The sequence below is a fragment of the Streptomyces sp. NPDC040610 genome, assembly GCF_055594065.1.
This window is the reverse complement of record NZ_JBVIXA010000001.1, coordinates 1371106-1392175: the sequence shown is the minus strand read 5'-3', so window position 1 is coordinate 1392175 and position 21070 is coordinate 1371106. Positions and strand designations below refer to the sequence as shown.

Sequence of the window (21070 nt, the reverse complement as noted above, 5' to 3'; positions counted from 1 at the left end):
CGGCGGCCACCCCCGCACCCCACCTCCCGTCCGCCCCCTTCCCGCAGGTCACAATGGGCTCACGCGAAGGACGGAGCCGGGCGTGCAGTGGACCGTGGTGATACCGCTCAAGCCCCTGGAGCGGGCCAAGAGCCGTCTCGCGCCCGCCGCCGGGGACGGCCTGCGGCCCGCCCTCGCCCTCGCGTTCGCGCAGGACACGGTGGCCGCGACGGTGGCCTGCCCGTCGGTGCGGGATGTGGTGGTCGTCACGGACGACGTCCGCGCGGGCCGCGAACTGGCCGCGCTCGGCGCCCACGTCGTCCCCGACGCCCCGGGGGACGGCCTCAACGCCGCACTCGCGCACGGGGCCCGCCAGGTCCGCTCCCGGCGCCCCGAGGCACCCGTGGCGGCCCTCAACGCCGATCTGCCCGCGCTGCGCCCCCGTGAATTGGCCCGTGTCCTCGACGCCGCCGCCCCATTCCCCCGCGCTTTTCTCCCGGACGCCGCGGGAATCGGCACGACGCTGCTCACCGCGGGCCCCGGCACGGAATTGCACCCCCAATTCGGCGGGCCGTCCCGTGCGCGCCACCGGGACTCGGGCGCGGTGGAACTCGGCGCCGGGCCCACCGGGACCACGGAGCCCGCGGTCACCGCCGGAGCGGTCGACGACATCGGGTACGCCGGTTCCGTACGCCAGGACGTGGACACCGGCGACGACCTGCGGGCCGCGCTCGCCCTGGGCGTGGGCCCGCACACGGCGGCGGCCGCCGCCGGGCTGCTGATCCCGGACTGAGTACGCTTCCCCCATGCAGGCCACCGCGTACACGTACGACTCCGACACCCGCACCGGCAGCGTGCTCCTCGACGACGGCACCCCGGTGCCCTTCGACGCCCCGGCGTTCGACGCCGGCGGCCTGCGGCTGCTCCGGCCCGGCCAGCGCGTACGCATCGAGGTGACCGGAGAGGGCGAGGGGCGCCGGATCACGCTGGTGACGCTGCAGACGTTCTGAGCGGGGCGAGCGGGCCGCCGGGCCCCCGAACACGCCGCGGGCCGGGCTCCCCTCAGGGAGCCCGGCCCGGCGCGTGAGTGCCCTCTGCCCTTACTTCTTGCGGGCGGTGGCCTTCTTGGCGGTGGTCTTGCGCGCCGTGGACTTCTTGGCGGGCGCCTTCTTCGCCGTGGCCTTCTTGGCGGGCGCCTTCTTGGCGGCTGCCTTCTTGGCGGTGGTCTTCTTCGCCGTGGCGGCCTTGGCCGTCTTCTTGGCCGTGGTCTTCTTGGCCGTGGCCGTCTTCGCCGCCTTCTTGGCGGTCGTGGCCTTCTTGGCCGTCGCCGTCTTCTTGGCGGTGGTGGCCTTCTTGGCGGCGGTGGTCTTCTTCGCCGTCGTCTTCTTGGCCGTGGCCTTCTTGGCGGTGGCCTTCTTGGTGGCCGCCTTGGCGGTGGTCTTGGTGCCGCCCGAAAGGCTGCCCTTGGGCGCCTTCTTGACCGCCACGTCGTTCTTCGGGAGCTTCTTCGAGCCGCTCACCAGGTCCTTGAAGCCCTGGCCCGCGCGGAAGCGGGGCACCGAGGTCTTCTTGACCCGAACGCGCTCCCCGGTCTGCGGGTTGCGGGCGTACCGGGCCGGGCGGTCGACCTTCTCGAACGAGCCGAAGCCGGTGACCGAAACTCGGTCTCCACTGACAACGGCACGGACGATGGCGTCCAGAACCGCGTCCACAGCGTCGGCGGCCTGCTGACGGCCACCAACCTTGTCGGCAATCGCTTCTACGAGCTGCGCCTTGTTCACGTCTTCCCCTTCGGAGACATTGCCTGAGCGAATGTGCCAGGCTTTTTCGCACGTTAGGCAGATATATACCGCAAATCAAACACGAAACGGGCTAATCACCCTTGTGCCGCAACGACCTGGACTCTCGAGGAGTTCCTCGAAGGCCCGTTGAGGCCCGTCGCGACCCGGCAGGCCCGTTGAGGCCCGCCGCTCAGTCGTCTTCAGGGATTCGGCCCTCGTCGCCGTCGTCGAGGTACGCCATCAACCGCTCCAGACGCCTTGCCGCATCGGCGAGATCGTGTTTGGCCGCGGCCGTAATGACCAGCAGCTTCCGGGTCAGCGCCATCCGTACGCCCTCCGGGACTTGCAGTGCGCGCACTCGGGAGTGCGCTTCCTTCAACTGGTCCGCCACGAGTCCGTAGAGCTCGAGTTGGTCGTCGCGTCCCATGCACCGATTGTGCCATCTGGGGCGAGTTGTCGCCTCCGCAGGGGGTAACTACCCTCCTCCGGCGCCCATCTGAGGATAACCGCATCCCTGGGGTGCAAGTGGATTTCCGGCCTCTTCTGCCCTTCAGATCAAGGCAGTTGAGACCACCCGTTCAGGTCATCGGGGGGCATACGGGGGCCGGACACAGATGTACCCCCAACCGTCCACGATTGGGGGTACATCGGGTGCCGGGGCACCGTCGGGCAACTCGCGCGGGTGCGCTGGGCCGCCCGGGGGACGCGCGTCAGGCGGCCTGCACGGTGCGCGGCTTGTGCGCGGGGCGGCGGGACTCGTAGACCGCGATGTCCTGCTCGTTCTGGAGGGTGATGCTGATGTCGTCCAGACCGTTCAGGAGCCGCCAGCGGGCGTTCTCGTCCAGCTCGAAGGAGGCGCTGACGCCGGGGGCGCGGACTTGGCGTTCGTGCAGGTCGACGGTGATCTCGACGGTCGGGTCCGCCTCCGTCAGGGCCCACAGCTCATCCACGGCCGACTGCTCCAGAACCACCGTGAGCAGGCCGTTCTTGAGCGAGTTCCCACGGAAGATGTCGGCGAAGCGGGCCGAGATGACGGCCTTGAAGCCGTAGTTCTGCAGCGCCCAGACGGCGTGCTCGCGGGAGGATCCGGTGCCGAAGTCGGGTCCGGCGACCAGGACCGTGGCGCCCTGTCGCTCCGGTTTGTTGAGCACGAAGTCGGCGTCCTTGCGCCAGGCCTCGAAGAGCCCGTCCTCGAACCCGTCCCTGGTGACCTTCTTCAGCCAGTGGGCGGGGATGATCTGGTCGGTGTCGACGTTGCTGCGGCGCAGCGGCACGGCCCGGCCGGTGTGCGTGGTGAAGGCTTCCATGGCTGATCAGACTCCGGCGGTCGTGGGGGCGTCGGCGAGGTCGGCGGGCGAGGCCAGGTGGCCGGTGACCGCGGTGGCGGCGGCGACCTGCGGCGACACCAGATGGGTGCGTCCGCCCTTGCCCTGGCGGCCCTCGAAGTTGCGGTTGGAGGTGGACGCGGAGCGCTCGCCGGGGGCGAGTTGGTCGGGGTTCATGCCCAGGCACATCGAGCAGCCCGCGTGCCGCCATTCGGCGCCCGCCGCCGTGAACACCTTGTCGAGGCCCTCCTCGACGGCCTGCAGGGCGACCCGCACCGAGCCGGGCACGACCAGCATCCGTACGCCGTCGGCGACTTTGCGCCCGTCGAGGACGGCGGCGGCCGATCGGAGGTCTTCGATACGGCCGTTGGTGCAGGAGCCTACGAAGACGGTGTCCACCTTGATGTCCCGCAGCCGCTGCCCGGCGCTCAACCCCATGTACTCCAGGGCCTTTTCGGCGGCGAGCCGCTCCGAAGCGTCTTCGTACGAAGCCGGGTCGGGGACGTGTCCCGACAGGGGCAGGCCCTGGCCCGGGTTGGTGCCCCAGGTGACGAACGGCGACAGCTCGGTGGCGTCGATGTAGACCTCGGCGTCGAAGACCGCGTCGTCGTCGGTGCGCAGCGTCCGCCAGTACGCGACGGCCTCGTCCCAGTCGGCGCCCTGCGGGGCGTGGGGGCGGTCCTTGATGTACGCGAAGGTCGTCTCGTCGGGGGCGATCATGCCCGCGCGGGCGCCGGCCTCGATGGACATGTTGCAGATGGTCATGCGGGCCTCCATCGAGAGCTTCTCGATGGCCGCGCCGCGGTACTCCAGGATGTAGCCCTGGCCGCCGCCGGTGCCGATCCGGGCGATGATGGCGAGGATCAGGTCCTTGGCGGTGACGCCGTCGGGCAGTTCGCCGTCGATGGTGATGGCCATGGTCTTCGGGCGGGCCAGCGGCAGCGTCTGGGTCGCGAGCACGTGCTCGACCTGGGAGGTGCCGATGCCGAAGGCCAGCGCGCCGAAGGCGCCGTGCGTGGAGGTGTGGGAGTCGCCGCAGACCACCGTGGTGCCGGGCTGGGTCAGTCCCAGCTGCGGTCCCACTACGTGGACAACGCCCTGCTCGACGTCGCCCAGCGGGTGCAGCCGGACGCCGAACTCGGCGCAGTTCTTGCGCAGCGTCTCCAGCTGGGCGCGGGAGACGGGGTCGGCGATGGGCTTGTCGATGTCGAGGGTCGGGGTGTTGTGGTCCTCGGTGGCGATGGTGAGATCGAGGCGCCGCACCTGGCGCCCGGCCTGCCGGAGGCCGTCGAACGCCTGCGGGCTTGTCACCTCGTGCAGCAGGTGCAGATCGATGAAGAGGAGGTCGGGCTCGCCTTCGGCGCGCCGGACGACGTGGTCGTCCCAGACCTTCTCCGCGAGAGTCCTACCCATCGCTTTCCCTCCGACCGGCGTCGTGCGCCGGCCCAACTAGAGAATCGGTTCGCCGACGCCGTACCCCTCGTGACTGCGTGCCGGACGCCGGCCGCGAATCCGTTGGTCTGCGGACCGCTCCTACAGAGTGGCGGGTTCCCGGAATTTTTGAACTTGCGTTTCACAGAGTGAGACGCGAGTATCGTTGCATGGACAACTCTAGCGGCGTAGGCGTTCTCGACAAGGCAGCCCTTGTCCTGAGCGCCCTGGAGTCCGGTCCCGCCACCCTTGCCGGGTTGGTCGCGGCCACCGGGCTCGCACGACCCACGGCCCATCGTCTGGCCGTGGCTCTGGAACACCACCGGATGGTGGCGCGAGACATGCAGGGCCGTTTCATTCTGGGCCCGCGCCTGGCCGAGCTGGCCGCGGCGGCGGGCGAGGACCGGCTGCTCGCGACGGCCGGTCCGGTGCTCACGCATCTGCGGGACGTGACGGGCGAGAGCGCGCAGCTGTATCGCCGCCAGGGCGACATGCGGATCTGCGTGGCCGCCGCCGAGCGCCTCTCGGGTCTGCGGGACACGGTGCCGGTCGGTTCGACGCTCACGATGAAGGCGGGTTCGTCGGCGCAGATCCTGATGGCCTGGGAGGAGCCGGAGCGGCTGCACCGGGGTCTGCAGGGCGCGCGGTTCACGGCGACGGCCCTGTCGGGTGTGCGCCGCCGGGGCTGGGCGCAGTCGATCGGTGAGCGGGAGCCGGGGGTGGCGTCGGTGTCGGCGCCGGTGCGCGGTCCTTCGAACCGGGTGGTGGCGGCCGTCTCGGTCTCCGGACCGATCGAGCGGCTGACGCGGCACCCGGGCCGGATGCACGCCCAGGCCGTCATCGACGCGGCCGGCCGCCTCTCCGAGGCCCTGCGCCGCACCAGCTGACGCAGCCACCCCCATCTCCGGCCCGCGGCTCCAACGCCGCAGCGGCGGGCGGGAGTTGGGGGTGTCGTGCATCCGCACACGGAACACGAAGAAGCCCTCCCCGACCGGGGAGGGCTTCCTGTTCGCGTACCCCCGACCGGATTCGAACCGGCGCTACCGCCTTGAGAGGGCGGCGTGCTAGGCCGCTACACAACGGGGGCTTGCTCGTACTGCTGATACTGCGCTGGGCTACCAGGACTCGAACCTAGAACAAAGGAACCAGAAACCTTCGTGTTGCCAATTACACCATAGCCCACTGGTGGTCTAAACCAGACCACAGTACCCCCGACCGGATTCGAACCGGCGCTACCGCCTTGAGAGGGCGGCGTGCTAGGCCGCTACACAACGGGGGCCCTAGCGATCCTGCATTGAGGTCAGCGGGTGCGACCCGAACTGTCCTCACGGGAAGGATCTGTACCCCCGACCGGATTCGAACCGGCGCTACTGCCTTGAGAGGGCAGCGTGCTAGGCCGCTACACAACGGGGGCTTTGCGGATCGTGATCCGCGGTTGCAGATGAGCTCTGCGAGCTGGCCTACCAGGACTCGAACCTAGACTAACGGAACCAGAAACCGTCGTGCTGCCAATTACACCATAGGCCATCAAAGCGCAACCCCCTGCGGGGGCTTTGTTTGACTTGCGCTTCCCGGCCGGACCTTTCGGCCCTCTCGGGCGGCGCAGGAAGAACATTACCCGAAGGTGGACGGCGCTCCAAAACGGGTATCGGCCAGCAACAGCGCGGGCAGCTCGGCGAGGCCGCCGATGCGGTGGATGCCCGACGGGCCTTCCTGGGCCGAGCCGTTGCGGTCGAGCCAGATACCGAGCAGGCCCGCGTCGCGGGCGCCGCGGGCGTCGATCTCCGGCTGGTCGCCGACGTAGGCGATCTCCGCGGGCGCGAGGTCGAGCTCCGCGCACACGGCGTGGAACGCCTCCGCCGCGGGCTTGGAAACGCCCAGGTCGGCGGCGCACAGGACGGCCTCGAAGCGGTCGCGCACGCCGAGGGTGCGGAGCTTGTGGTCCTGCACGAAGTGGGCGGAGTTGGACAGGACCGCGTGCCGGTAGCGGTCGGCGAGGGCGTCCAGGGTCGGCAGGGTGTCCGGGAAGAGGGTCCAGGCGGCTTCGTAGTGCGCGCGGTAGCGGGCGAACCAGGCGTCGGCCTCGGTGTCGTCGAGCGCGGCACCCACGAAGTCGCGCACCCGGTCGCGGCGCTGCGTCTCGAAGTCGACCTCACCGGCCCCGAAGCGGGCCCAGTGGCGCTCGGTGGTCTCCTTCCACAGCGCGAGGGCCTGCTCGGCGGTCCCGTACCCGGCCAGGAGGTCCTCGGCGACGAGGTGGGCGCGTATGCCCTCGGTGTCGGCGTGCGCGTAGTCGAAGATCGTGTCGTCGATGTCCCAGACAATGGCTTTGATCGGCACAGCGTTGATCGTCATGGTCCGAACGTACGTGAAGGGCCCGGGAGCCATGGTGGCTTCCGGGCCCTTCGTACGGGACGTACCCGCGCGGTTACGCGGTGAGCTTGGCCAGGGCCGCGTCGACACGGGCCAGGGCCGTCTCCTTGCCCAGGATCTCCAGGGACTCGAAGAGCGGCAGGCCGACCGTGCGGCCGGTGACGGCGACGCGGACCGGGGCCTGTGCCTTGCCGAGCTTCAGGCCGTGCGCCTCACCGGCGGCGAGGACGGCCTCCTTGAGGGACTCCGCCGAGGTCCAGTCGGCCGCGTCCAGCTTCTCGCGGGCCGTGCGGAGCAGGGCGTCGCTGCCCTCCTTCATCGCCTTCGTCCAGGACGCCTCGTCGAAGACCGGCTCCGGCAGGAACAGGAAGTCGACGTTGTCCGTGATCTCGGAGAGGACCTTGATGCGGGTCTGGGCGTGCGGGGCGATCGCGTCCCACTTCTCCTGGTCGAAGGCGTCCGGCGCCCAGGGGGCGAAGGGGGCCTTGAGCCAGGGGGCGCAGGCCTCGGCGAAGGCCTTCACGTCCAGCATGCGGATGTGGTCGGCGTTGATCGCCTCGGCCTTCTTCAGGTCGAAGCGGGCCGGGTTGGCGTTCACGTCCGCGAGGTCGAACTTCGCGACCATGTCGGGGATCGTGAAGACGTCCTGGTCGGCGGAGAACGACCAGCCGAGGAGGGACAGGTAGTTCAGCAGGCCCTCGGGCAGGAAGCCGCGCTCGCGGTACAGGTTCAGGGACGCCTGCGGGTCGCGCTTGGAGAGCTTCTTGTTGCCCTCGCCCATCACGTACGGGAGGTGGCCGAAGGTCGGGATCTCCTTGGCGATGCCCAGCTCGATCAGCGCCTTGTAGAGCGCGATCTGGCGCGGGGTCGAGGAGAGCAGGTCCTCGCCGCGCAGGACGTGGGTGATCTCCATGAGGGCGTCGTCGACCGGGTTGACCAGCGTGTACAGCGGGGCGCCGTTGGCGCGCACGATGCCGTAGTCGGTGACGTTCTCGGCCTGGACGGTGATCTCGCCGCGCACCAGGTCGGTGAAGGTGGTGGCCTCGTCGGGCATCCGGAAGCGCACGATGTGGCTGCGGCCCTCGGCCTCGTACGCCTGCTTCTGCTCGGCGCTCAGGTCGCGGCAGTGGCCGTCGTACCCGGAGGGCTTTCCGGCGGCGCGGGCGGCCTCGCGGCGGGCGTCCAGCTCCTCGGTGGTGCAGTAGCAGGGGTAGGCGTAGCCGCCGTCGAGGAGCTTGGCCGCGACGTCCCGGTAGATGTCCATGCGCTGCGACTGCCGGTACGGCGCGTGCGGGCCGCCGATCTCGGGGCCCTCGTCCCAGTCGAAGCCCAGCCAGCGCATGGAGTCCAGGAGCTGCTCGTACGACTCCTCGGAGTCGCGGGCGGCGTCCGTGTCCTCGATGCGGAAGACCAGGGTGCCCTCGTTGTGCCGGGCGTAGGCCCAGTTGAACAGGGCGGTGCGGACCAGGCCCACGTGCGGGTTGCCGGTCGGGGAGGGACAGAAACGTACGCGGACGTTTGTCGCGTTAGCCACGCTTGATCACCTTGTTGGTGAGAGTGCCGATGCCTTCGATGGTGACGGCGACCTCGTCGCCGACGTTGAGGGGGCCGACCCCTGCCGGGGTGCCCGTGAGGACGACGTCGCCGGGGAGCAGCGTCATGGCCTCGGTGATGTGGACGATGAGGTCCTCGATGGGACGGATCATGTCCGCGGTCCGGCCCAGCTGGCGCTGCTCGCCGTTGACCGTGCACTGCACGGTCAGGTCGGCGGCGCGGGCCAGGTCGATGTCGGTCTCCACCCAGGGGCCGAGCGGGCAGGAGGTGTCGAAGCCCTTGGCGCGCGACCACTGGTTCTCGCGCTTCTGCACGTCCCGCGCGGTGACGTCGTTGGCGCAGGTGTAGCCGAGGATGACGTCGGCGACGCGCTCGCGCGGCACCTCGCGGCACATCCGGCCGATGACCACGGCCAGCTCTGCCTCGTAGTGCACTTCCTGCGAGAACGAGGGGTACTCGACGGGGTCGCCGGGGCCGCACACGGAGGTGGACGGCTTGAAGAAGGCGACCGGGGTGTCGGGGATCTCGTTGCCGAGTTCCCGGGCGTGGTCCGCGTAGTTGCGGCCGATGCCCACGATCTTGTTGGGCAGGACCGGCGGGAGCAGGCGGACCTTGTTCAGCGGGACCTTCGTGCCGGAGAGCTCGAAGTCGGCGAACGGGATGCCCTTGATGATGTCGAGGACGAGCTCGTCGGGGGCGTCGCCCTCGACCGCGCCGAAGGCGACATTGCCGTCGATGGAGAACCTGGCGATGCGCAACGGGGCCCCTTGCGTTTGGGTGGAGTGTGACGCGTCGAGTCTATGGGGCTTCGCCGCTGTCCTCTTTGTTCACCGCCGTGCGGCTCGCCACCCGGGGCGGTGGGCGGTCGGCTACTGCGGCACGTCCATGAGGGTGGTGCGCTTCGGGTTGGCCGTCTGGGCCGGCAGTTCCGTGGTGTGTTCCGGCTGCTCCGTCGCGGCCTGCACCTCGTCGGCGTCCTTGAGGTGCGCGAGGGTGGTGCGGCGCGGGTTGGCTATGTTGCGGAACATCAACGTGGACTTCATCTGCCGTTTCGACCCTGTCGGTTGGGGCGCCGCTCGGTGGACGCCGGTTGTCGGTTTCGCCATCCCTGTAAAGCGTCAGGCTAAACATGCAATTCCCGACCAAAGTCCAGAAGAGGCCATGATCTTCATGTGAGTTTGCTCACTTAGTAGTGGGCAAAAGGGTCAATTCCGGCTCGCGGTCCAACCATTGAAAACGGACATTGCCCGCCTGAAGCGCTCATTCCGCTCCTGATCATGAAGACTGGGACACCCGTCGCACCCGACGTTCTCGTACGGGAAAGTCCGTTATGGGCGACTTCACTTTCTACGTCTCGTAACGCGCCAATCACGTGGTGTCACGGAGTTCATGGGCTGACCCACGGGCCTTGTTGGAGATCCTGCACTGTGCTGGAATTCCCGGGACCGCCGCGGGATCGAACCGGCGCACAGGGGCGCAACGCAGCGCCGAGTGGCGGCGGGAAGGGGGAGAGCAGCGCCGGTCTCACGACCACCAAGGGGTGCCTGGCGCCCCGAGACGCCGACACCGTCCCGCCGTCCACGCGGCAGGACGCCTGGTCCAGAGGTTGCGACGCTAGTGCAGGGACGTTTCAAGAGGGATGGCAAGGGGTCTCCCCAGGCCGGTCGCGGCCGAGGGGATGCTTCGGCGGAGCCGGAGCGCGGCGGAAGTGACCGCGGCTCCTCGGCCCAGCACGCCCAGAACCCCGGACAGGTGCAGTCCGGTGACGGCGGTGCGGGCGGTTCCGGCCCGGCCGCGGGCGGAGCGCCGAAGGGATCCAAGACACCCCCGGGTCCCGGCCCGCGAATAGCCCTGCGCAACTGGCGCATCTCCACACGCCTGGTCTCGCTCCTCGCGCTCCCCGTCATCGCCGCGACCTCGCTGGGCGCGCTGCGTATCAACTCGTCCCTCGACGAGATCGAGCAGCTCGACAACATGAAGCTGCTGACCGACATGACCAAGCAGGCCACCGACCTGGCCGCGGCGCTCCAGGAGGAGCGCGACCAGTCGGCGGGCCCCCTCGCGCACGGCGCGAAGGACTCGGACTTCGCCGTCAAGGGCACCCGGGTCAAGACGGACCGCGCCTACCGCACCTTCCTGCGCGGCACCCAGCAGCTGGAAGACAGCGACAACGACAAGGGTCTGCTCGGCGTCCGCCAGAGCACCATCCAGATCACCCGGCAGCTGCAGAAGATCAACGAGGTGCGCCGCAACGCGTACGCCGACGACAAGTCCTTCTCGCAGACGGTCGACGCCTACAGCCAGCTCATCGAGCAGCTCCTGAAGCTCTCCCAGGACATGGCGCAGGCGACCAGCAACCCGGACATGATCCAGCGCACCCGTGCGCTGTCCGCGTTCTCCTCCGCCAAGGAGTACGCCTCCGTGCAGCGCGCCATCATCGCGGCCGCGCTGCCCGCGAACAACCGCGAGTTCGGCAAGCTCTCCGAGACCGACCGCCGCTACGCCTTCTCCGCCCTGGACAAGGAGGGCTCGGAGCTCCAGTCCTTCAACCGGATCTACACCGGTGACCGCGAGAAGCTCCTCAAGCCCATCAGCGAGGGCAACTCCGCCATCCAGGCCGCCAACTCCTACGCCAAGCGCGTGCTGGAGCAGGAGGGCGGCATCAAGCTCCGCGGCAAGCGCTCCTACAAGGACTGGGTGGACGCCGACTCCACCAAGATCTCGGAGATGTCGAAGATCGAGCTGACGCTGCTCGACGAGATGGAGCAGAAGGCCCGGTCGCTCAGGAACGAGTCCGAGCAGCAGGCCATCCTCAACGGTGCGCTCATCCTGCTCGTGCTCGGCGTCTCGCTCGTCGGCGCCTTCGTCGTGGCCCGGTCCATGATCCGCTCGCTGCGCCGGCTCCAGGACACCGCCACCAAGGTCGCCCAGGACCGCCTGCCCGAGCTGGTCAAGCAGCTCTCCGAGTCCGACCCGCAGGACGTCGACACGTCCGTGGAGTCGGTCGGTGTGCACTCCCGGGACGAGATCGGCCAGGTGGCCGCGGCCTTCGACGACGTGCACCGCGAGGCCGTCCGCCTCGCCGCCGAGCAGGCCCTCCTGCGGGGCAACGTCAACGCGATGTTCACCAACCTCTCGCGCCGCTCCCAGGGCCTCATCCAGCGCCAGCTCTCGCTCATCTCCGAGCTGGAGTCCCGCGAGGCCGACCCGGACCAGCTGTCCTCGCTGTTCAAGCTCGACCACCTCGCGACCCGCATGCGCCGTAACGGCGAGAACCTCCTCGTCCTCGCCGGTGAGGAGCCGGGCCGCCGCTGGACCCGGCCCGTGCCCCTCGTCGACGTGCTCCGCGCCGCCGCGTCCGAGGTGGAGCAGTACGAGCGCATCGAGCTGTCCGCCGTGCCCTCGACCGAGGTCGCCGGACGCGTCGTCAACGACCTCGTGCACCTGCTCGCCGAGCTGCTCGAGAACGCCACCTCGTTCTCCTCGCCGCAGACCAAGGTCAAGGTGACCGGTCACGCGCTGCCCGACGGCCGCGTGCTCATCGAGATCCACGACACCGGCATCGGCCTCTCCCCCGAGGACCTCGCCGCGATCAACGAGCGGCTCGCCTCGCCGCCCACCGTGGACGTCTCCGTCTCCCGCCGCATGGGTCTGTTCGTGGTCGGCCGCCTCTCGCAGCGCCACGGCATCCGCATCCAGCTGCGCCCCTCCGACTCCGGTGGTACGACCGCGCTGGTCATGCTGCCCGTCGATGTCGCCCAGGGCGGCAAGAAGGTCCCGAGCAAGGCGGGCGCGCCCGCCCCGACCGGCGGTCCTGCCGCGGCCCAGGCGGCCGCGGGTGCCGCCGCCGCCCGGCGCGGCGGTGGCGTGGCGGCCGGTCTCGGCGGCGCCGCACGCGCCCGTGGCCAGGTCGGCCCCGGCGCGAGTGCGCAGCGCGGCCAGGTGCCCTCCGGTCCCGGACCGCGCGCGGCACTGCCCGCACGCGGCGGCAACCAGGGCCCGTCGGCCGGGTCCCCGGTGGCGCCGGGCGGTCTCGCGGGGGCCGGTGCGTCCGGGCCCGGCGGGGGTGCCGGTGCGAACGGTCCCGCTGGTCTCGCCGGTCCTTCGGCGCCGAACGGCCCCGGCGGCGCCCAGCGTCCGCAGGCGCCGCAGCTGCCGCAGAGCCCCCAGGCCCCGCAGGGCGGCCGGAGCGGCTTCTCCCAGGGCAGCCGCCCCGGTGCCGGCATGGCGCAGCCCCCGGTGCCCCAGCAGCGTACGAACGACGCGGGCGGCGAGCAGGGCCGTCGGCCGCAGCTGCCGCCCCGGCCGGGCTCCGGTCAGCGTGGCAACACCCCGCGCGCCGAGCTGCCGGGCGGCAACCCGCAGCCCCGTACGCCCAGTTGGAGCGACGAGAACGCGCAGCCGCAGGTCTCCCGGGAGCCGTTCGACGCCCCCCGCGGCCACGAGGAGCCCGAGTCCACCGGTCAGTTCGCGGTCCCCGCAGGCCTCGACGACCGCCAGGGCCCCGGCTCCACCGCCCAGTTCGACCGCCCCGACTTCGACGGCCCGCCCCCGGGCACGTCGGGCCAGAACGGCGCCGCCCAGGCCCCGGACGGGCAGGGCACCGGCGAGTTCATGCGCTCCGACGTCTTCGGCGGCCCCGCCCAGGGTGCCCCGCAGGGCGGCCAGGGCGGCCAGACCCCGCACGGCACCGGTGAGTTCTCCGTGCCGCGTCCGCCCGCGCCGCGCCGCGGCCAGGGTCCGGGCGAGGGTCAGCGCGGCGACCGCCAGGGCGCGCCGCAGCAGCCCCAGGGCCAGCAGCCGCCCGCCCCGCAGCGCCCGCAGGCCCAGTTGCCGCAGGCTCCGCAGCAGCAGTCTCCCCAGCAGCAGGCCCCGCAGCAGTCCGAGCCGGAGGCCCTGCCGCCCGCGTCCGGACCGCTGGACGGCCGTACGCCGCTGTACGACACGCTGGAGACCAACTGGTTCTCCCAGCAGGCCCAGGAACAGGCCGAGCAGGAGCGCCAGGCGCAGGAAGAGCGCCAGGCACAGGCTCAGCAGGCCCAGGCACAGCAGGCACAGCAGCAGGCCGAGCAGAACCGTCAGGCCGAGCAGCGCCACCCGGGGCTCCCGCAGCGTCCGCAGCCGCGCCGCTCCCAGCAGCCGGGGGCCCCGCGCGGCAACGGCTCCGAGCCCGGGCACCGCCCGGAGCCGGTCCGCCGTCCCGACGCCGGTGGCGCCCAGCAGCCGCTTCCGCAGCGCGAGCAGCAGCTGCCGCAGCGCCCGGCGCCCGACCAGGGCCGCGCGGGTGGCCTCGGCACTCCTCCGCTGCCCCAGCGTCCCGGCGGCTCCCCGGCCCCGGCCGCGGCTCCGACCGCGGGCAACGGCAGTACGAGCAGCACCACCGGCAACACCAGCAACACCGCTTGGCGTACATCGCCGAACGACGAACTGGGCCGCCAGGCCGAGCGCGTCCGGCAGCCCTCCGCGGGCGGCGTCACCACTTCCGGGCTGCCGCGCCGGGTGCCACGGGCGAACCTCGTGGCGGGCACCGCACAGCAGGCTCAGGAGGGCGCGGGGCCGCAGGTCTCCCGTGCGCCCGACGACGTGCGCGGCCGGCTGACCAATCTTCGTAGGGGCATCCAGCAGGGTCGCCAGGCCGGTACCGGCCAGACCGGCAGTTTCCCCACTCACCAGCAGGAGCGTTAGTTGAGTCCGATGAGCCAGGCGGCACAGAACCTGAACTGGTTGATCACCAACTTCGTGGACAACACCCCCGGGGTGTCCCACACGGTCGTGGTCTCCGCCGACGGCCTGCTTCTCGCGATGTCCGAGGGCTTTCCGCGCGACCGCGCCGACCAGCTCGCGGCCGTCGCCTCCGGCCTGACCTCCCTCACTGCCGGGGCCTCCCGGATCTTCGAGGGCGGCGCGGTCACGCAGACCGTGGTGGAGATGGAGCGCGGCTTCCTGTTCATCATGTCCGTCTCCGACGGTTCGTCGCTCGCCGTTCTCGCGCACCCCGAGTGCGACATCGGCCTCGTCGGCTACGAGATGGCCCTCCTCGTCGACCGCGCGGGCACCGTCCTCACCCCGGACCTGCGCGCCGAACTCCAGGGCAGCCTGCTCCACTAGGCCTCCTCCCACGGCCCGCCCGCCCTCGCCCGGCCGCCCCACCGTCCGAGCGAGCCGACCGAACGTACCGACCACCGTCCGGCCGCCAGTCATGCCCCCACCCGGCTCTGTCAGACGGAACGCAGACAACTGCTGTCCCGCCCGGAGGATCCATGAACCCGCCCACCGCCTCTCACGACCCGTACGGCGCAGCCCATGCCGGGTACGGCGAGGGCGACCAGCCGCTGGTGCGTCCGTACGCGATGACCGGCGGCCGGACCCGGCCCCGCTACCAGCTCGCGATAGAGGCGCTGGTGAGCACCACGGCCGACCCGGCCCAGCTGATGGGGCTGCTCCCCGAGCACCAGCGGATCTGCCACCTGTGCCGTGAGGTCAAGTCGGTGGCCGAGGTCTCCGCGCTGCTCTCGATGCCGCTCGGTGTGGCCCGCATCCTCGTCGCCGACCTGGCCGAGGCCGGGCTCGTCGCCATCCACCAGCCCGGCGGCGACGAGAACGCCGGCGGCCAGCCCGACGTGACACTGCTCGAAAGGGTGCTCAGTGGACTTCGCAAGCTCTAACGGGGGCGGCTTCGCGGGCTCCGACGCCGGTGCCGGCCGGTCCACCACGTCCGCCAAGATCGTGGTGGCGGGCGGCTTCGGCGTCGGCAAGACCACGTTCGTGGGCGCGGTGTCGGAGATCAACCCGCTGCGTACCGAGGCCGTGATGACGTCCGCGTCCGCGGGCATCGACGACCTCACGCACACCGGTGACAAGACCACCACGACGGTGGCGATGGATTTCGGCCGCATCACGCTCGACCAGGATCTGATCCTGTACCTGTTCGGCACGCCCGGTCAGGACCGCTTCTGGTTCATGTGGGACGACCTGGTGCGCGGCGCGATCGGTGCCGTCGTTCTTGTCGACACCCGGCGTCTGGCCGACTGTTTCCCGGCTGTGGACTACTTCGAGAACTCGGGCCTGCCGTTCGTCATCGCCCTCAACGGTTTCGACGGCCACCAGCCCTACACCCCCGACGAAGTGCGCGAAGCACTGCAGATCGGACCGGGCACACCCATCATCACCACCGATGCCCGGCACCGTGCGGACGCAAAGAGTGGCCTGATCACACTGGTTGAGCACGCATTGATGGCACGTCTCAAGTAGGCGGGGGCATACGGAAGTTGCCGTAGAGCACACGGAACGATCTGTGTCCTTTGACACGGACGGCTGCCGTGTTCATAACGTTTCGACAGAGAATTGCGCCGACCCCGCCACACATCGCGGTCGGCTGGTCTCGCTGTGCTCACATGGGCCCCGCCTTTTGGCGGGGCTCGCTCTTTATGACCGATTTATCTGAGGCTTACACCACTCGGAACTGTTCTTTCCTACTGTTTGGAAGAGCACTGCCTGACGTGCTGGAATGCGCTGAACTGCCCAGTAGCACGGGCCTTTGGAGACGACAGCGGCACCAGCGCGGGAGCCGCCGCCGAGAGGTTGTTGGTCGAGTGAGGCGAAGCAAGACGAGCCCCGCATCCCCGGACCGGGACACGCGGGGCAACTTCACCCCGCCGCCGCGCGCCGCTGCACCCGCCGCGGACGCGCCCGGCAACGAGCCGGGGGCCGCCTCCGGCGGTCGGATGTCGCCCAGGAACTGGCGCGTGCCGACCCGCCTGAACGCGATCCTGCTCATACCCGTGCTGGTCGGCCTGGTCATGGGCGGCTTCCAGGTGAAGGGCGCCATCGACACCTGGGACGAGGCCCGCGACGCCGAGGCCACCGCCCGGCTGGTGCGCGCCTCCCTCGACTACGGCAACCGCCTCATCGAGGAGCGCGACGTCTCCGCCGCGCCGCTGCTCAAGGGCAAGAAGAACAGCCCGGCCGTGGTCAAGGCCCGCAAGGCCACCGACGCCGCGGCCGCCGCGTTCGACGACGCCGCGAAGGACATGCCGTCGAAGGAGGGCCTCGAGCGCCGCCTCGAGGGCTTCCGCAAGGTCGAGCCGAAGCTGGAGGGCCTGCGCGAGGCCGCTTACACCAGCAAGCTCCCCGGCGTCCAGACCGAAGAGGCCTACGTCGGCATCCAGCACCCGCTGATGGAGTTCGCCAACGAGCTCGGCCTCGGCACCGGAAACATCACCTCCTACGGCCGCACCGTCTACGCGGTGTCGCTGGCCAAGGCGGCGCTCTCCCTGCAGCGCTCCATCGGCACCCACATCCTCACGAAGCCGGGTCCGACCCAGTCCGACCTGTCCCGGCAGAAGATCGCCTTCTCCTCGTACGTGTACCTGGAGAACATCGCCATCCAGGAGTACACCGGCGGTGGCACGCCCCAGGACGTGCGCAAGCTCGACGAGGCGAAGAAGAAGCTGACCGCCGCGGGCGAGAAGCAGTCCGAGGAGGCCGCGGCCGCCGCCCGCGCCCAGGGCAAGAAGTACGTCCCGATGCCGAGCGGCGAGAAGTCCGTCGCCCTCATCGCGGGCCTGTCCTCCACCCAGCCGAGCGCGCTCGTCGCGCTCGCGGGCAAGGGCGTCACCGCCCCCGCCCTGTGGAACGCCACCAGCCTGAAGTTCGACGCCTACCGCGCCATCGAGGCCGACCTCGCGGACAAGGCCGTGAGCGAGGCGTCCGACATCGCCGACAACGCCAAGACCGACGCCTTCATCACCGGCGCCGTCGTCGTGGTCGCGCTGCTCGCCGCCTTCATCCTGGCCGGGCTCATGGCCCGCCAGATGAGCCGCTCGATGCGCAGCCTGCGCACCGCCGCCTTCGGCATCGCCGAGCAGCGCCTGCCGATGCTCGTCGACCAGCTCTCGCGCACCGACCCGGGCCGCGTCGACACCCGCGTGCAGCCGATCCCGATCACCTCCACGGACGAGATCGGCGAGGTCGCCCGCGCCTTCGACCAGGTGCACCGCGAGGCCGTCCGGCTCGCCTCCGAGCAGGCCCTGCTCCGCGGCAACATCAACGCGATCTTCACCAACCTGTCGCGCCGCAACCAGTCGCTGATCGAGGGCCAGCTGACCCTCATCACCGACCTGGAGAACAACGAGGCCGACCCGGACCAGCTGGAGAGCCTCTTCCGCCTGGACCACCTCGCGACCCGTATGCGCCGCAACGGCGAGAACCTCCTGGTCCTCTCCGGCGAGGAGCCCGGCCGCCGCTGGGACCAGCCGGTGCCGCTCGTCGACGTGCTGCGTGCCGCATCCTCCGAGGTGGAGCAGTACGAGCGCATCGAGCTGTCGGGCGTCCCCGAGGCCGAGATCCACGGCCTGGCCGTGACCGACCTCGTGCACCTGCTCGCCGAGCTCCTCGAGAACGCCACGGCGTTCTCCTCGCCGCAGACCAAGGTCAAGGTCACCGCGACCCGCCTCCCGGACGGCCGGGTGATGGTCGAGATCCACGACAAGGGCATCGGCCTGACCGCCGAGGACTTCGCGGACATCAACCACCGCCTCGCCAACCCGCCGACCGTGGACGCCGCGATCTCCCAGCGCATGGGCCTGTTCGTGGTCGGCCGCCTGTCCGACCGGCACGGCATCCGGGTCCAGCTGCGCCCCTCGGGCGAGCAGGCGGGCACCACCTCGCTCGTCATGCTCCCGGACAACATCACCCACGGTGGCGGTGGCGAACTGCAGGGGCACGACTCCGAGTTCACCGTCTCCTCGATCATCCCGGAGCAGCAGGTCCCCGAGGTCGAGCCGCTGCGCACGGCCGCCGAGCTGGGCTTCGACGACAGCCGCTACCACGCCGACGGCGCCGAGGCGGGCGGTCAACTCGACCCCGTGGGCCGCTCGTTGATGCGTGAGGAACGCCGCGCCGCACTGGAGGCGCAGGCCCACTCGGGCCAGCCCGCCGCCGAGCGCCCGCTGTTCCGCGACGAGGTCCAGGACGGCCAGGAGACGTACGAGCAGCCGTCCGGCTACGACTACCCGGACCAGCAGGGCGGGTACGCGGACGGGGCAGTGCCGCACCCGGCGTACGACGACCAGCACGCCGCGTACGACCCCGCGGGGGCCGCGTACGACGGGCAGCAGACGCCCGGATACGACCAGGACCAGTCCGGCTACGACGCGCGGCAGAGCTACGACCAGGGTGCGCAGGCGTACGACGAGTCGTACTACACGACCCAGGACGGCTATCAGGACGCCGCCTATACGGAGTCCGGCCAGGGCGGTCACGACGCTCGTACGGGCGGTCTCCAGGAGCCGTTCGCCACCTATCCGGAACGTTCCCACCAGGACGACTGGCCGCTGCGCGACGGTTACCAGGACGAGTACCAGGACGGCTACGCTCCCGAAGCGGAACCCGCATCGACGACTGACGCGGGCGAGCAGGAGCGCGTAGGCTTCGACCGTCCGGGACCTGCCGCGTCGACGCCGCCGGCTCCGTCCGCCGCCCACGAGCTGACCGACGCGGGCCTTCCGCGCCGCGGCAGCACGGCGGCGAACGGCAACGGTGCCGCCCCCGCCGCGCAGCACCCGGAGAGCCGCAGCGGCGACAGCCACGACGGTGACCTGCGGGGCGAGGCCCAGCAGGACGAGCAGCGGAGCCCCGGCTGGCGTTCGTCCAACGACGACCGCTGGCAGCGCGCCGAGCAACTGCGGGAGCCCAAGGCGGGCGGGGTCACCTCGTCCGGTCTCCCGCGGCGGGTGCCCAAGGCCAACCTGGTCGAGGGCACCGCGGAGCAGACCCCGCAGGGCGGCCCCCAGGTCTCCCGCGACCCCGAGGAAGTACGGGGCAGGCTGAGCAACCTGCGCCGCGGCGTCCAGCGGGGCCGCAGCGCGGGCAGTGACACGAATGGCCAGGGCTTCAGCCCTGATAGCACCTACAACCAGGAGCGTTAGTGTGAGCCCGATGAGCCAGGCGGCGCAGAACCTGAACTGGTTGATCACCAACTTCGTGGACAACACCCCCGGGGTGTCCCACACCGTGGTGGTCTCCGCCGACGGACTCCTTCTGGCGATGTCCGAAGGTTTCCCGCGCGACCGAGCCGATCAGCTCGCGGCGGTCGCGTCGGGCCTGACCTCCCTCACGGCCGGGGCCTCCCGGATCTTCGAGGGCGGTTCTGTGACCCAGACCGTTGTGGAGATGGAGCGAGGATTTCTCTTCATCATGTCCATCTCCGACGGTTCCTCCCTTGCCGTACTCGCCCACCCAGAGGCGGACATCGGTCTCATTGGGTACGAGATGGCACTTCTCGTCGACCGTGCGGGCACCGTCCTCACTCCGGACCTGCGCGCGGAGCTTCAGGGGAGCCTGCTCAACTGACAGACAGACGGTGCGTATTCGCGTCCCGGGGTCGTAAGGTTTCGGGACGCGGCTCCACAGTGATGGTGCCGAGCACAGTTTCGGAGGAGGAGTACGTGGCTGCAACACCCCCAGACGGTTCGTCTTCGGCCAACTGGCCTTCCGGCCACGGCCAGGGCCAGGGTGACGGTTCGCAGAACCGGTACAACTTCCCCTCCGCGCCCAGCCACCGCCGTCAGCCGCAGTATCGGCAGCCGGGCCCCCAGGCGCCCGGCGCAAGCCCGTACGACCAGCCGTACGCACCCCGGATCCAGCCGGTGCAGCCGCAGCGCCGCTCCTCGGAGCCGGCGCCCGCACCGGCCGCGTCCAACCCTCTGGTGCGCCCGTACGCCATGACGGGCGGCCGCACCAGGCCCCGGTACCAGCTCGCCATCGAGGCACTGGTCCACACCACCGCACAACCGCATCAGCTGCAGGGGCAGTTGCCGGAACACCAGCGCATCTGCACCCTGTGCCGCGAGATCAAATCAGTGGCCGAGATCTCGGCCCTGCTCTCCATCCCCCTCGGCGTTGCCCGGATCCTCGTCGCCGACCTGGCGGAGGCCGGACTTGTCGCCATCCATCAGCCCGGCGGCGACGAGACCGCCGGCGGCCAGCCAGACGTGACACTGCTCGAAAGGGTGCTCAGTGGACTTCGCAAGCTCTAGCGGCGGAGCAACAGCCCGCTCCACCACCAGCGCGAAAATCGTGGTGGCGGGCGGCTTCGGCGTGGGCAAGACCACGTTCGTCGGGGCGGTCTCTGAGATCAACCCGCTGCGCACCGAGGCCGTCATGACGTCCGCGTCCGCGGGCATCGACGACCTCACCCACACCGGGGACAAGACGACGACCACCGTCGCCATGGACTTCGGTCGTATCACCCTGGACCAGGACCTGATCCTGTACCTGTTCGGCACGCCCGGCCAGGACCGCTTCTGGTTCATGTGGGACGACTTGGTCCGTGGCGCCATCGGCGCGGTCGTCCTGGTCGACACGAGGCGGCTCGCCGACTGCTTCCCCGCCGTCGACTACTTCGAGAACTCCGGGCTGCCGTTCGTCATCGCCCTCAACGGCTTCGACGGCCACCAGCCGTACACCCCGGACGAGGTCCGCGAGGCCCTGCAGATCGGCCCGGACACCCCGATCATCACGACGGACGCCCGCCACCGCGCCGACGCGAAGTCCGCTCTGATCACGCTGGTCGAGCACGCGCTGATGGCCCGCCTGCGGTAGCACCGCCGAAAACCTCGCCGGGCG

19 protein-coding genes and 5 tRNA genes are annotated in these 21070 nt (G+C 70.6%); 11 read left to right on the top strand and 13 right to left on the bottom strand.

Going from position 1 to position 21070, the window contains the following annotated elements; genetic code table 11:
* The first annotated feature begins 82 nt into the window (after positions 1 to 82).
* Both cofC and ACZ6AA_RS06180 read left to right on the top strand, forming a co-directional pair.
* On the top strand, positions 83 to 772 hold the full coding sequence (cofC, locus tag ACZ6AA_RS06185; RefSeq protein WP_471456482.1) for a 2-phospho-L-lactate guanylyltransferase: 690 nt from the start codon (positions 83 to 85) through the stop codon (positions 770 to 772).
* A gap of 13 nt (positions 773 to 785) precedes the next feature.
* Positions 786 to 989: a hypothetical protein gene (locus ACZ6AA_RS06180; RefSeq protein ID WP_030361939.1), complete on the top strand. Its 204-nt coding sequence runs from the start codon at positions 786 to 788 to the stop codon at positions 987 to 989.
* A gap of 90 nt (positions 990 to 1079) precedes the next feature.
* Here the strand turns inward: ACZ6AA_RS06180 and ACZ6AA_RS06175 are convergent, their stop codons facing one another.
* The 4 genes from ACZ6AA_RS06175 to leuC form a co-directional block, all read right to left on the bottom strand.
* Entirely contained in the window at positions 1080 to 1760 is a 681-nt protein-coding gene (locus ACZ6AA_RS06175) for an HU family DNA-binding protein (protein WP_468451998.1), read from the bottom strand.
* 190 nt (positions 1761 to 1950) lie between these two features.
* Complete coding sequence (locus tag ACZ6AA_RS06170; RefSeq protein WP_030361937.1) at positions 1951 to 2187, bottom strand: SCO5555 family protein; 237 nt, start codon at positions 2185 to 2187, stop codon at positions 1951 to 1953.
* Positions 2188 to 2470: 283 nt separating this feature from the next.
* Entirely contained in the window at positions 2471 to 3067 is a 597-nt protein-coding gene (gene leuD, locus ACZ6AA_RS06165) for a 3-isopropylmalate dehydratase small subunit (protein WP_468452001.1), read from the bottom strand.
* Between the two features lie 6 nt (positions 3068 to 3073).
* Positions 3074 to 4498, bottom strand: a complete 1425-nt coding sequence (leuC, locus tag ACZ6AA_RS06160; RefSeq protein ID WP_471456479.1) for a 3-isopropylmalate dehydratase large subunit — start codon at positions 4496 to 4498, stop codon at positions 3074 to 3076.
* A gap of 188 nt (positions 4499 to 4686) precedes the next feature.
* Here leuC and ndgR point away from each other — a divergent pair, with 188 nt between their 5' ends.
* The gene (gene ndgR / locus ACZ6AA_RS06155) at positions 4687 to 5403 is read left to right on the top strand and encodes an IclR family transcriptional regulator NdgR (protein ID WP_030361934.1); all 717 of its coding nucleotides are present in this window, start codon (positions 4687 to 4689) and stop codon (positions 5401 to 5403) included.
* 127 nt (positions 5404 to 5530) lie between these two features.
* On the opposite strand, the gene ACZ6AA_RS06150 is transcribed toward ndgR, so the two are convergent.
* The 9 genes from ACZ6AA_RS06150 to ACZ6AA_RS06110 all read right to left on the bottom strand — a co-directional run bounded on the left by ACZ6AA_RS06150 (position 5531) and on the right by ACZ6AA_RS06110 (position 9486).
* Positions 5531 to 5603: transfer RNA gene (locus ACZ6AA_RS06150), tRNA-Glu, on the bottom strand.
* 23 nt (positions 5604 to 5626) lie between these two features.
* Positions 5627 to 5698, bottom strand: a tRNA-Gln gene (locus ACZ6AA_RS06145).
* 24 nt (positions 5699 to 5722) lie between these two features.
* Positions 5723 to 5795, bottom strand: a tRNA-Glu gene (locus ACZ6AA_RS06140).
* Positions 5796 to 5857: 62 nt separating this feature from the next.
* Positions 5858 to 5930 (bottom strand) — tRNA-Glu (locus ACZ6AA_RS06135).
* 41 nt (positions 5931 to 5971) lie between these two features.
* A tRNA-Gln gene (locus ACZ6AA_RS06130) sits at positions 5972 to 6043 on the bottom strand.
* A gap of 87 nt (positions 6044 to 6130) precedes the next feature.
* Positions 6131 to 6871, bottom strand: coding sequence for an HAD family hydrolase (locus tag ACZ6AA_RS06125; RefSeq protein ID WP_468452005.1), 741 nt, complete (start codon positions 6869 to 6871; stop codon positions 6131 to 6133).
* Between the two features lie 73 nt (positions 6872 to 6944).
* The gene (gene gltX, locus ACZ6AA_RS06120; protein ID WP_468452007.1) at positions 6945 to 8423 is read right to left on the bottom strand and encodes a glutamate--tRNA ligase; all 1479 of its coding nucleotides are present in this window, start codon (positions 8421 to 8423) and stop codon (positions 6945 to 6947) included.
* Complete coding sequence (locus tag ACZ6AA_RS06115) at positions 8416 to 9201, bottom strand: fumarylacetoacetate hydrolase family protein (protein WP_468452009.1); 786 nt, start codon at positions 9199 to 9201, stop codon at positions 8416 to 8418. The genes gltX and ACZ6AA_RS06115 overlap by 8 nt, the downstream gene beginning before the upstream one ends.
* A 111-nt stretch (positions 9202 to 9312) precedes the next feature.
* On the bottom strand, positions 9313 to 9486 hold the full coding sequence (locus ACZ6AA_RS06110) for a hypothetical protein (RefSeq protein ID WP_471456476.1): 174 nt from the start codon (positions 9484 to 9486) through the stop codon (positions 9313 to 9315).
* Positions 9487 to 10060: 574 nt separating this feature from the next.
* On the opposite strand from ACZ6AA_RS06110, the gene ACZ6AA_RS06105 reads away from it, so the two are divergent.
* The 8 genes from ACZ6AA_RS06105 (at position 10061) to ACZ6AA_RS06070 (ending at position 21046) form a co-directional block, all read left to right on the top strand.
* Positions 10061 to 14128: a sensor histidine kinase gene (locus ACZ6AA_RS06105; RefSeq protein WP_468452011.1), complete on the top strand. Its 4068-nt coding sequence runs from the start codon at positions 10061 to 10063 to the stop codon at positions 14126 to 14128.
* 9 nt (positions 14129 to 14137) lie between these two features.
* Positions 14138 to 14551, top strand: a complete 414-nt coding sequence (locus tag ACZ6AA_RS06100) for a roadblock/LC7 domain-containing protein (RefSeq protein ID WP_030361929.1) — start codon at positions 14138 to 14140, stop codon at positions 14549 to 14551.
* 152 nt (positions 14552 to 14703) lie between these two features.
* Complete coding sequence (locus ACZ6AA_RS06095; RefSeq protein ID WP_190119845.1) at positions 14704 to 15108, top strand: DUF742 domain-containing protein; 405 nt, start codon at positions 14704 to 14706, stop codon at positions 15106 to 15108.
* Positions 15089 to 15694: a GTP-binding protein gene (locus ACZ6AA_RS06090; RefSeq protein ID WP_190119844.1), complete on the top strand. Its 606-nt coding sequence runs from the start codon at positions 15089 to 15091 to the stop codon at positions 15692 to 15694. The genes ACZ6AA_RS06095 and ACZ6AA_RS06090 overlap by 20 nt, the downstream gene beginning before the upstream one ends.
* 341 nt (positions 15695 to 16035) lie before the next feature.
* On the top strand, positions 16036 to 19371 hold the full coding sequence (locus ACZ6AA_RS06085) for a nitrate- and nitrite sensing domain-containing protein (protein WP_468481961.1): 3336 nt from the start codon (positions 16036 to 16038) through the stop codon (positions 19369 to 19371).
* A gap of 10 nt (positions 19372 to 19381) precedes the next feature.
* Complete coding sequence (locus tag ACZ6AA_RS06080) at positions 19382 to 19795, top strand: roadblock/LC7 domain-containing protein (RefSeq protein WP_030361925.1); 414 nt, start codon at positions 19382 to 19384, stop codon at positions 19793 to 19795.
* Positions 19796 to 19857: 62 nt separating this feature from the next.
* The gene (locus ACZ6AA_RS06075) at positions 19858 to 20481 is read left to right on the top strand and encodes a DUF742 domain-containing protein (protein ID WP_471456473.1); all 624 of its coding nucleotides are present in this window, start codon (positions 19858 to 19860) and stop codon (positions 20479 to 20481) included.
* On the top strand, positions 20462 to 21046 hold the full coding sequence (locus ACZ6AA_RS06070) for a GTP-binding protein (protein WP_030361923.1): 585 nt from the start codon (positions 20462 to 20464) through the stop codon (positions 21044 to 21046). The genes ACZ6AA_RS06075 and ACZ6AA_RS06070 overlap by 20 nt, the downstream gene beginning before the upstream one ends.
* The last annotated feature ends 24 nt before the right edge of the window (positions 21047 to 21070 follow it).

Bases quoted from the DNA above. Each gene is read 5' to 3' on its own strand.
- ACZ6AA_RS06180 (WP_030361939.1), top strand. From the start codon at position 786: ATGCAGGCCACCGCGTACACGTACGACTCCGACACCCGCACCGGCAGC.
- ACZ6AA_RS06170 (WP_030361937.1), bottom strand. From the start codon at position 2,187: ATGGGACGCGACGACCAACTCGAGCTCTACGGACTCGTGGCGGACCAG.
- leuD (WP_468452001.1), bottom strand. From the start codon at position 3,067: ATGGAAGCCTTCACCACGCACACCGGCCGGGCCGTGCCGCTGCGCCGC.
- leuC (WP_471456479.1), bottom strand. From the start codon at position 4,498: ATGGGTAGGACTCTCGCGGAGAAGGTCTGGGACGACCACGTCGTCCGG.
- ndgR (WP_030361934.1), top strand. From the start codon at position 4,687: ATGGACAACTCTAGCGGCGTAGGCGTTCTCGACAAGGCAGCCCTTGTC.
- ACZ6AA_RS06125 (WP_468452005.1), bottom strand. From the start codon at position 6,871: ATGACGATCAACGCTGTGCCGATCAAAGCCATTGTCTGGGACATCGAC.
- ACZ6AA_RS06110 (WP_471456476.1), bottom strand. From the start codon at position 9,486: ATGAAGTCCACGTTGATGTTCCGCAACATAGCCAACCCGCGCCGCACC.
- ACZ6AA_RS06100 (WP_030361929.1), top strand. From the start codon at position 14,138: ATGAGCCAGGCGGCACAGAACCTGAACTGGTTGATCACCAACTTCGTG.
- ACZ6AA_RS06095 (WP_190119845.1), top strand. From the start codon at position 14,704: ATGAACCCGCCCACCGCCTCTCACGACCCGTACGGCGCAGCCCATGCC.
- ACZ6AA_RS06080 (WP_030361925.1), top strand. From the start codon at position 19,382: ATGAGCCAGGCGGCGCAGAACCTGAACTGGTTGATCACCAACTTCGTG.
- ACZ6AA_RS06075 (WP_471456473.1), top strand. From the start codon at position 19,858: ATGGTGCCGAGCACAGTTTCGGAGGAGGAGTACGTGGCTGCAACACCC.